This is a genomic window from Lysinibacillus sp. FSL L8-0126 (assembly GCF_038630385.1).
Lineage (GTDB): Bacteria > Bacillota > Bacilli > Bacillales_A > Planococcaceae > Lysinibacillus > Lysinibacillus fusiformis_D.
This window is the reverse complement of the sequence record NZ_CP152028.1, coordinates 1,735,176-1,746,807: the sequence shown is the minus strand read 5'-3', so window position 1 is coordinate 1,746,807 and position 11,632 is coordinate 1,735,176. Positions and strand designations below refer to the sequence as shown.

Sequence of the window (11,632 nt, the reverse complement as noted above, 5' to 3'; positions counted from 1 at the left end):
GAATCAAATGATTCGATGCTTTTATTTTGTAGGTTGATTTCTATTAAAATTGTAAGTAATTAAATCCTTCCAAAGCCCAACCTCTTGCTCGATTCCAAGTGCCTTCATCCATATTTAATGTATTCTTGAATCCTTTCTACTTGTAACATCAAAATAAGTTACCCAATGTTATTTTTGAAGGTTCTCAAAAAAAACAATTCTATTTCCAAATGGGTCTCCAATGCAAACTTCCTGAGAATTCCAAGGGGTTGTTTCGATGCCAGGACGCGTATATTTGTATTTCTTTGATATAAGGTTTGAATGGAGTAACTCTAGGTTTTCTACTTCAATTCTTATAGCACCTCCTGGACAGCAATCTCCATGATGTTCTGAAAGATGAATAATACAATTTCCATAAGAAATTTGCATGTATAAAGGTAGATCATCCTCAAATCGATGTTCCCAATCCAATGCAAACCCCAAAAATGTTAAATAAAATTCTTTCGCTTTCTCCTCATTAAAAATACGGAATATTGGTATGGTGCTTTTCATAAATATTTCAGATGTACTCATTACATACATCACCTTTCCTTAATTTTTTTCACTAAATGATACCATAAATATTCAATATTACTTGTGATTCTTCCTCCATTAAATGGCCCGATTGCGGTATAGTTAAGCAATATTTTCACCAAAACTTTAAGTAATGAACAAGCGTGTTAATTCCTACAAACTTTACAGCCATAATTGCAATTATAACTATAATACTTAATACTACCTCGGTATCTTTTATACCAAAATTAGCCATGTTATCACCCTTCCTTAAATCATATTTCCTCGTCAAACGATAAATTTATTGGCTCGTCCAGCAGTTCACCATGCATCTCTAAATTAGTTGTTGGAATACTTTCATTCACTTCTTCAAAAGTAAATTGATCTGCCCATACAGTTCCTTGTCCAGACAGGATGATACCAAACGAAATAACAGCACTTTGGGTTGGAACATCTAAAATAATAGAATAATGGTTCCAGTTTGTTGTTCCTTTAATGGGGCGATTACTCATATTATCAAATTGAAGAACATCTTCCATTGTGTCGTCTACTCGCATCCACATCCCAGCGTACGTATCTACCTCTTCTGTACGGATGAAACAAGAGAGTCTAATGCGCTTTCCAACAAACTGATTAGCCTTAAATGTTTGCATCATGGTAGCGAATTCAGTTGAATCTAACACTGTTTTGGATTTTAAATAACCTGATGCTTTCCCCTGATGAACAACTTCATGGTCAATTCCCATTTCGTAATTAAATGGATTTGATCCACTTAAAAACCAACCTTTCACCTTTGTATCCATATATGTTTCCTCCTTAATTTTAAGTACGTCTGACATCATTCTGCGATATTTGCCAGGTGGTAGCTTATAAATCTCTTTAAATGCTCTTGTAAATGATTCTTGTGATTCAAACTGATAATATAAAGCGATATCAAGAATGCGTTCACTTGTATAAAGTAAGGCGGAAGAAGCATTAGCCAATCTTCTTAACCGAATATATTCAGTTACTGTCATGCCAATCGTGGATTGGAATATTCGATGAAAGTGATACTTTGAAAAATTTGATTGTGCTGCTATATTTTCCAAAGTAAGTGGTTCGTATAGGTTTTCTTCCACATACAAAATGATTTTCTTAATTATAATTTCATGGTTATACAACGAAGGCACCTCCTTTAAATATAGGATATCAAGGTTCTTCATTCATTTTTTGATATATCTTGCGAAGTAATCGCTGCATCCTAAAAATCATTAAAAAGAGGTTGATGTAATATCAGCCTCTTTTTATATCTGCAACAATATTGGCCCGATTGTGGAATAAGAAAAGATCCTACGTATCAACACAGGATCTTTAATCAATCTTTATTTTAAATAAGCGAACTTTGTTATAAATGATCAATCTTTTTTATAAAATTACACCAAGAACCTTTTCCATATTAATGTTCTAACCAATTAAATTCATTCCTATAAAATTACCTTTTTCCAAAGAATCAAAAATGACCTCTTCTGGATACCAAATCCGAAGAGGTCATTTTTAACCAAACTTTATTTCAAATGGTCAAACTTTGTTATAAACAATCAATATTTTTTATTAGACTACACTAGCATAAATGCTTAAACCTAATCCTATTCAACAGTCACCGATTTAGCCAAGTTACGTGGTTTATCCACATCACAACGACGGTGAAGTGCTGCATAGTAGCTAATTAATTGTAATGGCACTACAGATACAAGTGGTGTTAGTAATTCGTGAACATGCGGAATGACTAGACGGTCACCATCTTCATCAATGCCTGCCATTGCAATGATACAAGGATATGCGCCACGAGCTGCTACTTCTTTGACATTACCACGGATATTTAATCCTACTGATGCTTGAGTGACAAGTGCAAACACTGGTGTACCTTCTTCGATTAAGGCAATTGTTCCGTGCTTCAGTTCGCCACCAGCAAAGCCTTCTGCTTGAATGTACGAGATTTCTTTCAGTTTTAAGGCCCCTTCTAGGCTGACATAGAAGTCCATATTACGGCCAATGAAGAATGCGTTACGCGCGATTTTTAAGTAGTCTTCTGCAATATCTTCTAACACATCTTTTGAATCGATAATTGTTTGGATTCCATTAGCGGCAATCGCAAGCTCTTGTTTTAAATCAAATTCTAAGCCTTTGCCATTTGCCTTTGCCGTTACATACGCTGCTAACGCAAGTACTGCTACTTGAGCAACATAAGCTTTTGTAGAAGCCACTGCAATTTCCGGGCCTGCATGTAATAACAATGTATGATCTGCTTCACGTGATAGCGTTGAGCCAGGTACGTTTGTAATCGTTAATGTTGGATAGCCAAGTTCTTTAATTTTTACAAGTACTTGACGGCTGTCAGCTGTTTCACCTGATTGTGTAATAAAGATAAATAAAGGCTTTTCTGATAGTAATGGCATGTTGTAGCCGAATTCACTAGAAATATGAACCTCTACTGGGATACCCGCCATTTTTTCGAAATATTGTTTACCGATGAGACCTGCATGGTAGCTCGTGCCTGCCGCAATAATATATAAGCGATCCGCTGCTCTCAATGCCTCTAAAATCTCTGCGTCAATTGTTAAATCGCCATTGTCGCCTTCATATGCTTGAATAATTTTACGAATTACAGTTGGCTGCTCATCCATTTCTTTTAACATATAGTGAGGATAAGTTCCTTTTTCAATATCGCTCATATCAAGCTCCGCTGTATATGGTGCACGCTCTACTACAGAACCATCTAATTTTGTAATTTCGACACTTGCTTTGTGTACAATTACAACCTCTTTGTCATGAAGCTCCACGTATTGATCCGTTACTTGTAGCATAGCCATTGCGTCCGAAGCAACAACATTGAAGCCTTCACCAATACCTACTAAAAGTGGTGATTTATTTTTTGCAACAAAAATAGTATCTGTCGCTTCAGCATCTAATAATGCAAGGGCATATGAGCCATGTAATAGAGATAAAGTTTTACGGAAAGCTTCTGCTGTGCTAAGACCTTCTTTCACAAATAACTCTACTAATTGCACGATAACCTCTGTATCTGTATCAGATTTCATCGGAATGCCTTTTAAATATGTTTTTTGTAATAAATGATAGTTTTCAATAACCCCATTATGCACAAGTGTAAAGCGTCCTGATGCACTTTGATGTGGGTGAGCATTTAAACGATTGGGTACACCGTGTGTTGCCCAACGTGTATGACCAATTCCAATTTTTGCTGCAACTTCCTCGTCCACCGCTTCACGTAAGTCTGCAATACGTCCTTTTTCTTTAAAAACTGTTACTCCTTCTTCATTACGTACTGCAATACCAGCTGAGTCATAGCCGCGGTATTCAAGCTTCTCTAAACCCTTTAATAAAATTTCCTTTGCATCTGATTCACCAATATATCCTACAATTCCACACATAAATTCTCGTCCTCCGATATTGTCAATTTCATGCAATGACAAACTAGACCTCATCCTATCGAAGTTTTTTGAATGTACGAGCGATGCTTTATTTTATATTTAAAATAAGCACTCCCTTACATGCAAGCCACCCACTCATTCAGCCAACTGATTAGAGTTTTTTCGATAGGTGAAGCTTCTTTGATTTATCTATTGCTTTTACTATACCTTCTCCATTTTCTGTACATTCAATCACTTAAATGCTTTCAAAATGAAAAATGACAATCGGGTATGTCGATTGGGAGGCATCCGCCGAATTTTCGATAAACCTCCACCTCGTCTGCTGAAGATCTTGTCGTCCGATTTCTTCAGCTCAGGCGCTATAATTGTTTTCCGATTTTGCGCTTTCTTTCCTCCTTAGCGCTCGTTAAAGGATAAGGTCGGACCTCGTCATCTTCAACTTCTCCATCATACTCAATCATATGCTATCCGTCAAATTTTCGTTATAAAAAACACCTAATCCCCATGCTTTTTCGTGACAAATATGTAGACAAATAATTAGTTGCTATGCTAAATAAAGCGGAGTAAATTCCACAAAAAGGCACAAGCAATTGACTGCTTGTGCCTATCTTTTATTTATTGTCTAATAATTTAACTATTTCTCTATTAAATGCTGGAAGATCGTCTGGCGTTCTACTTGTTACGAGCTGCTTTTGACAGACGAATACTTCTTCATCATGGAATATTGCCCCTGCATTTTCTAAATCCACTTGAATGGATTTATAGCCTGTGGCGTCACGACCATTCAGTGTCTTAGCTGTAATTAGCAGCTGTGGTCCATGACAAATAGCAAAGGTCGGCTTCATGTCATCCATAAAGGATTTTACAAATGTCACTACACGATCATCTGCACGTAATATATCAGGTGAAAAACCACCAGGAATAAATAATGCATCAAATTCTGAGGCGTTTACTTCCTCAATTCCTTTATCTATTTTCACTGGCTCTCCATGTTTCCCCTTAACTTCCTTACCTGCTTCGGTATCAATTGTTACGAGCTGATGCCCAGCTGCTTCTAGAGCTTCTTTGGGGCTTGTAAACTCAATGTCCTCAAACATATCTGTTATCACTGTAGCAATTTTAGCCATATCAATTAAACACTCCTTGTTATTGTGACTCCTTACTACTGTTCCCCATCTCATTCATTTCAAACATTCTTTTTAAACAAGAAAAACTCGATTTCCTGTTATGGAAATCGAGTTTCTATATATTATTCTGCTAAGCCCATCTCCGCACGTACTACGTCCGCAATACGCTCAACAAAACGCTCACAATCTGTTTCTGTTGCTGCTTCTACCATTACACGTACAAGTGGTTCAGTCCCTGAAGGGCGCACTAGAACACGACCATTGCCGGCCATTTCTGCTTCTACCTCTGCAATGACAGCAGCCACCTTCGCATTGTCAGTCACAGCATGCTTATCTGTTACACGTACATTAACAAGACGCTGAGGGAAGATTTTCATTTCAGCAGCAAGCTCTGAAAGCTTTTTACCAGTCGCTTTCATAATGTTGACAAGCTGAATGCCAGTAAGTAATCCATCACCTGTTGTATTAAAGTCTAGAAAAACAATATGCCCTGATTGTTCGCCACCTAAATTGTATTCTTTGGCACGCATTTCTTCTACAACATAACGATCACCAACAGCAGTTTGTACACTTTGCATACCGTTGTCAGCAACAGCTTTGTAGAAGCCCATATTGCTCATAACTGTTGAAACAATCGTTTGCTTTTTCAAGCGTCCTACCGCATTTAAATACTTACCAATGATAAACATAATTTGATCGCCATCAACAATCTTACCGTTCTCATCTACAGCAATTAATCGGTCACCATCTCCATCAAATGCTAAACCAACATCTGCACCCTTTTCAGTAACAAATTTAGCTAGTCCCTCTGGATGTGTAGAACCTACACCATCATTAATGTTTAAGCCTGTTGGAGAAGCTCCCATTGTAGAAATATCAGCTTCTAGGTCCGCAAATAAATGTGTAGCCAATGCTGATGTAGCTCCATGAGCACAGTCTAGTGCTACCAGGATACCATCAAATTCCTCATCCACTGTTTGCTTTAAGTATTGAATATATTTTTGACCACCTTCGAAATAGTCACTTACAGATCCTAAATCGGCTCCAATTGGGCGTGGTAGTGTATCCTCTTGTGCATCAAGCAACACTTCAATTTCCGCTTCTTGAGCATCCGTTAACTTAAAACCATCGGGACCAAAAAATTTAATGCCATTATCAGCAACTGGGTTATGTGAAGCTGAAATCATAACGCCTGCATCTGCGCTCATAATTCGAGTAAGGTATGCCACACCTGGTGTTGAAATAATACCAAGACGCATTACTTCTACCCCAATCGATAAAAGACCAGCAACAAGTGCACCTTCAAGCATCTCACCTGAAATACGTGTGTCACGACCAATTAAAACCTTTGGACGATCAGTTGCATCTTTTGTTAAAACATAGCCACCGATACGACCTAGTTTAAATGCAAACTCTGGTGTTAATTCACTATTCGCGACTCCACGGACGCCATCTGTTCCAAAATATTTACCCATTCTACTTATTCTCTCCTTCAATGCAAGACTGTGTCTCTTGAGTTACTATCGTCCAAAAGACACTTGTCCGCTTACTTTTGGAAAAGTCTGTTTTTATTCATTCATTCGGTAATTATTAATATCCCCTCAATCGATTTGTTGGTGACTCCTGTCCTAACTACTCACCAGCACAAACCACGATTGGATTTTGATTTAGAATCAAAATAAAATTATAGTCAGATATTGTTTAAGAATCAATATCTTCCGTTTCCTCAGATGATGTATTTTTATCAGTAGTAGTACTATCGTCCGTCACATCTGGTTCTTCAGTTGGAGGTGGCGTTTCCTCTGTAGAAGCTGGTGTTTTCTGTTGTTCTTCTTGCTCTACTTTTGTAATATCTGCCTTCACTTTTATTTTCTTGTCAGATATTTTTGTCACACCATCTGGTAATTTTACATCAAATTCATAAGTTTGAGACTCAGTAATTTTTGACAGGTCAACTATAACTGGAATTTCTGTCAAACCGTCAATAATTGATTTTCTACCATACACTTTTATCATTCTTGGCGCAAATGTTAACGAATTGATCGTAATGTCTTGTGCTGCTTGCCCTGTTTCTTTCAGGACCACTGGAATTTCTCGACTATATTCTGCTATATCAACTTGAACCTTCACAGTTTCAGGCTCTATCGTCACATCTAACTTGTTTAGATCTCGATCCAATACTTTTACTGCCGCATCCTGCGAGAATGATTGCTTCAAGCCTTGCTCACCTGCAACAGTAGCTTTTACATAGCTAATGCTTTCAATAGCACTTTTTGCACCTGTTACGTAAACGGTTGGTGGATCAGCAGTCATATCTTTTAAAATATAACCTTCTTCGATTAGTCTATTATTCATTTCAGGGTCCACTCGGAACTCTTTCGTGACCTTTTCCTCAATATTCACATGAATAGTTGCAGGGTCTAATGTAACCTTTAACTTATCAGAAATATTTTCGTATTGTAGCTTTACATCATGCTCCCCAATCAATAGATTACTTAAATCGACAAATACAGAGAAATCTTTTGTAGCTCTTGTTTTTATAACAACAGGCATTGGCCCTTTTATCTTCACATCTACTGTTTCAGGTAAGCCTGTTACAATCAGATTTTCATTATCATAATAAACATCTACTGGTACATCACGAATAATATCCGTCTGTTCAGTCGTTGTTGTTGTATTGATTGGAGATAACTCGGTACGAACTGAGAAAAAAAGCAAAAATGCCAAAAATAGCGCTATGATTCTTAATACCCAAGGGCTATCCATCATTTTATCCATTCTTTTTCCCCCTCCAAGTCAACTTAGAGGCAGCATTTGACTCTTGTGCTGAACCGAACCACATTTTTCGTAATAGTGTTTCAAACTCCTCTAGAGAAAGATTACGGTGGAGATTACCATTTAACGTAATACTAATTGCACCTGTTTCTTCTGAGACAACAATTGTAATAGCATCCGTAACTTCACTTAAGCCAAGTGCAGCACGGTGACGTGTCCCTAACTCCTTTGAAATAAATGGACTTTCAGATAGGGGTAAATAACAAGCTGCTGCTGTAACTTTATCTTTTTGCATAATAACCGCTCCATCATGAAGTGGTGTATTCGGTATAAAGATATTAATCAGCAGTTCTGATGAGATTTCAGCATTTAGTCCTATACCCGTTTCAATATATTCATTAAGGCCTGTTTCTTTTTCAATAGAAATTAACGCACCGATTCGACGTTTAGCCATGTAACTAACAGACTTCTTCATCGCCTCAATGAGCCTTGTTTGTTCTTCTTCTTCTTGACTTGATGAACGTTGGAATAGCTTTCCTCGCCCAATTTGTTCTAAACCACGTCTGATTTCTGGTTGGAATATGATAATAATCGCTAAGAAACCAAACTCAATGACCTGTTGTAACATCCAGCCTAGAGTTTGTAACCCTAAAAGGTCTGTTGCAAGTCGGGCAATAATAATGACAAATATTCCCTTCAGTAATTGGACAGCCTTCGTACCTTTAATGAGGGTTAAGACTTTATAAACAACGTACCACACGAGCAGTACATCAATGAAGTTAATAACAATATTCACAGGTGTTAAATCCGTGAAATGTTCGATAATTTGCACGTGGCATCCCCCACTTTTCATTGCGAATCCATACACATTCAAGTATATCACATTCTTAACAAATGTAACTTTTTTCAAATAAAAAGTCTACTCATAAGAGTAGACCTTTCAGCCTCTCACGTGCACTATTTTTTAGGACGTATAGAGTGTTATTTAGTTTCATCTTTTTCCTCAAATGTCATGGCCGTTTTTACAGAATTTTTAATCGTATACCATAACCATTCAAATACTTCGTCAATTTCCTCAATTTTGCCTGAAACTACCGCTGAAGACGCCATATATTGCCCGTTAATTACTGTGACATTGCCATCAACTTCACCTTCAACAACCAAATCACCATTTTTAACAACAATATCGCCCTTCACTACTTCTCCTTCAGGTACAATCACCGTTTGACCATCAACAACTAAGTTCGGTTGTTTGGTCACTGAAAAATGCTGGTCATCCATAAAGCTACCCATCAATGTAGCACTCATGAATAAGCAAAATACTGCTGCTGCCACAAAGAACGGATGCCGGCGTATCCATTTTTGTATACCTACTCGACTTTTTGGTTTTGGTAAACGAGCCATCACTGCTGCTTCAAAATCCGGAGGCGCTGTAATATGGGAAGCACTCTTCACAAAGGCGATTGTTTCACTCAATTCTTGCATCAACTGTTTACAATCATTACATGTATGCAAGTGTTGTTTCAACTCTTGCTCATGCTCACGACTAATGTCACCGTCTAAATAATCATGCATATAGTCTATAATATGCTCTGGACAAGTATTCATGACGCTCCCCCTCCTACAGATTGTTTAATTGCTTACGTAATGCCTCACGTCCGCGGTGAATCCTCGTTTTCACCGTTCCAAGCGGCATATCTAAAATCTCGCTAATCTCTTGTAACGATAACTCTTCTATATATTTCAATACTATAACCGAACGGTATTTATCCGGCAATCGTCCAATTTCATATTGAATGCGATCTTGCAGCTCCATTTGCTCTAACTGCTCCTCTGGTAGCTGGTCGTCTGCTGCGATTTGCGAATACATATCAAGCCCTTCTGTACCAGCTACTTCTGCATCTAAATAATAATCCGGTTTCTTTTTGCGAATACGATCAATGCAGAGGTTTGTCGCTATGCGATAAAGCCACGTCGAAAACTTTCTTTTCTGATCAAAAGTATGCAAATTCATATAAGCACGCACAAAAGCTTCTTGAGCAATGTCTTCAGACTCTTGTTTGTTGCCTAACATTCGATAGCATACTTGGTACAGTTTGTGCTGATAGAGACTCACAATATCGGCAAATGCGTTTTGATCGCCTTTAAGCACTTGTTTTATTCTCTTGTTTACTAACGCATCCATTGTGTTGACTTCTCCACCTTTACAACTGTCTTATACTATACGACCCATCGATAAGAAAAGTTTCGTTTTAATTCAATTATAACAAAAGATTTTTATGCAATGTGGCAACAGGCAATTTTTTGTCAAATTTTCTTTAAACTAGTGTCTCTCCGAATAAAGATCCCATTAATGCAACAGCCACATTTGCTGTTGTATTCTTCTCATCTAAAATTGGGTTTACTTCTACAAACTCTGCTGATGTTAACATCCCTGATTCTTGTAACATTTCCATTGCTAAATGACTTTCTCGATACGTAATTCCTCCAGGAACGGGTGTACCAACTCCTGGCGTGTAAAGCGGATCTAAGCCATCTAAATCAAGTGATAGATGTAATCCATCAACATTACGTTCTTTCAAGTAAGCAAGTGCATCTTCCATGACACGCGTCATACCAAGTCGATCAATCTCGTGCATTGTATATACTTTAATCCCTTGTTGACGAATTAACTCACGCTCACCAGGATCTACTGAACGAGCTCCGATAATAATAACGTTCTCTGGTTTAATTTTCGGTGCATAATTACGAATTTGCACTAATCGCTCATGACCTAGTCCAATACTAACTGCTAATGGCATCCCATGGATGTTGCCAGATGGTGTTGTTTCAGGTGTATTTAAATCTGCATGAGCATCATACCAAATAACGCCAAGATTTTTATAATGCTCACCTAATCCAGCTAGTGTGCCAATAGCAATACTATGGTCTCCGCCAAATACAAGTGGGAACTTATTTTGTTCTATTACTTCATGCACGCTATTAGCTAAAGCCGTGCTAACATCTACAACTTCCTCTAAATTCAGTAATTTCTCATCGACAGGTGCGTCTGCAAGTTTTTGACTGACACGAATATCCCCTTGGTCTTGTACTTCATGTCCAATAGCCTCCAAACGTTCCACAACGCCTGCATAGCGAATTGCACTTGGCCCCATATCTACACCACGACGTGTTTGTCCATAATCTGTTGGTACTCCAATAATAGAAATATTAAGTTTATTCATGTTTTTATACCCCCTAAAAGTTATAATATTATTGTAAAGCCTAGATACCACTTGGCTCAACTAGACAAAAAAGTGCATATTTATTCAATTTTTGATAACATAAAAAAATCTCCTACTGTTTTCAGTAAGAGATTAGTTATCTATAGTTATTATAACACTTTTGAATATACTTTATTCTAAAAAAGTGAGCCATGAAGGACTCGAACCTTCGACCCTCTGATTAAAAGTCAGATGCTCTACCAACTGAGCTAATGGCTCGTAAAAAAGAAAAATGGCTGGGGTACTAGGATTCGAACCTAGGCATGACGGAATCAAAATCCGTTGCCTTACCGCTTGGCTATACCCCAATCATTTATAAAACTGGTGGAGGGGGACGGATTCGAACCGCCGAACCCTAAGGAGCGGATTTACAGTCCGCCGCGTTTAGCCACTTCGCTACCCCTCCGAAATAACACAATAATGGTGGAGGATGACGGGCTCGAACCGCCGACCCTCTGCTTGTAAGGCAGATGCTCTCCCAGCTGAGCTAATCCTCCATAGAAACAGG

The 11,632-nt window shown here is 38.0% G+C and carries 10 protein-coding genes, 4 tRNA genes and 1 pseudogene; all 15 read right to left on the bottom strand.

The window, feature by feature from the left end:
- Positions 1-21: 21 nt before the first annotated feature.
- Positions 22-165, bottom strand: a pseudogene (locus MHI34_RS08490) (acetyltransferase); the annotation flags it as partial.
- Between the two features lie 3 nt (positions 166-168).
- Positions 169-561, bottom strand: a complete 393-nt coding sequence (locus MHI34_RS08485) for a VOC family protein (RefSeq protein WP_330493673.1) — start codon at positions 559-561, stop codon at positions 169-171.
- Positions 562-806: 245 nt separating this feature from the next.
- Complete coding sequence (locus MHI34_RS08480; RefSeq protein WP_257982961.1) at positions 807-1,691, bottom strand: helix-turn-helix domain-containing protein; 885 nt, start codon at positions 1,689-1,691, stop codon at positions 807-809.
- A 465-nt stretch (positions 1,692-2,156) separates the two neighbouring features.
- Positions 2,157-3,959 (bottom strand): glutamine--fructose-6-phosphate transaminase (isomerizing), encoded by a 1,803-nt coding sequence (gene glmS / locus MHI34_RS08475; protein ID WP_101967027.1) that lies wholly within the window; start codon positions 3,957-3,959, stop codon positions 2,157-2,159.
- A gap of 611 nt (positions 3,960-4,570) precedes the next feature.
- A complete protein-coding gene (locus MHI34_RS08470; RefSeq protein WP_342504331.1) occupies positions 4,571-5,086 on the bottom strand; it encodes a type 1 glutamine amidotransferase domain-containing protein in 516 nt (171 codons plus the stop codon).
- 122 nt (positions 5,087-5,208) lie between these two features.
- Positions 5,209-6,561, bottom strand: coding sequence for a phosphoglucosamine mutase (gene glmM / locus MHI34_RS08465; protein WP_101967053.1), 1,353 nt, complete (start codon positions 6,559-6,561; stop codon positions 5,209-5,211).
- Positions 6,562-6,787: 226 nt separating this feature from the next.
- Entirely contained in the window at positions 6,788-7,864 is a 1,077-nt protein-coding gene (locus MHI34_RS08460; protein WP_036128306.1) for a CdaR family protein, read from the bottom strand.
- Positions 7,857-8,693 carry a diadenylate cyclase CdaA gene (gene cdaA, locus MHI34_RS08455; RefSeq protein ID WP_089935020.1) on the bottom strand — a complete coding sequence of 279 codons (837 nt, stop codon included), beginning with the start codon at positions 8,691-8,693 and terminating at the stop codon, positions 7,857-7,859. The genes MHI34_RS08460 and cdaA overlap by 8 nt, the downstream gene beginning before the upstream one ends.
- Positions 8,694-8,842: 149 nt before the next feature.
- A complete protein-coding gene (locus tag MHI34_RS08450; protein WP_058845282.1) occupies positions 8,843-9,469 on the bottom strand; it encodes an anti-sigma factor in 627 nt (208 codons plus the stop codon).
- 13 nt (positions 9,470-9,482) lie between these two features.
- On the bottom strand, positions 9,483-10,046 hold the full coding sequence (gene sigW / locus MHI34_RS08445) for an RNA polymerase sigma factor SigW (protein ID WP_004225410.1): 564 nt from the start codon (positions 10,044-10,046) through the stop codon (positions 9,483-9,485).
- A 133-nt stretch (positions 10,047-10,179) separates the two neighbouring features.
- On the bottom strand, positions 10,180-11,085 hold the full coding sequence (gene rocF, locus MHI34_RS08440; protein WP_036128873.1) for an arginase: 906 nt from the start codon (positions 11,083-11,085) through the stop codon (positions 10,180-10,182).
- A gap of 185 nt (positions 11,086-11,270) precedes the next feature.
- A tRNA-Lys gene (locus MHI34_RS08435) sits at positions 11,271-11,343 on the bottom strand.
- Between the two features lie 14 nt (positions 11,344-11,357).
- Positions 11,358-11,432: transfer RNA gene (locus MHI34_RS08430), tRNA-Gln, on the bottom strand.
- A 14-nt stretch (positions 11,433-11,446) separates the two neighbouring features.
- Positions 11,447-11,530 (bottom strand) — tRNA-Tyr (locus tag MHI34_RS08425).
- 15 nt (positions 11,531-11,545) lie between these two features.
- A tRNA-Val gene (locus MHI34_RS08420) sits at positions 11,546-11,621 on the bottom strand.
- Positions 11,622-11,632 lie beyond the last annotated feature (11 nt).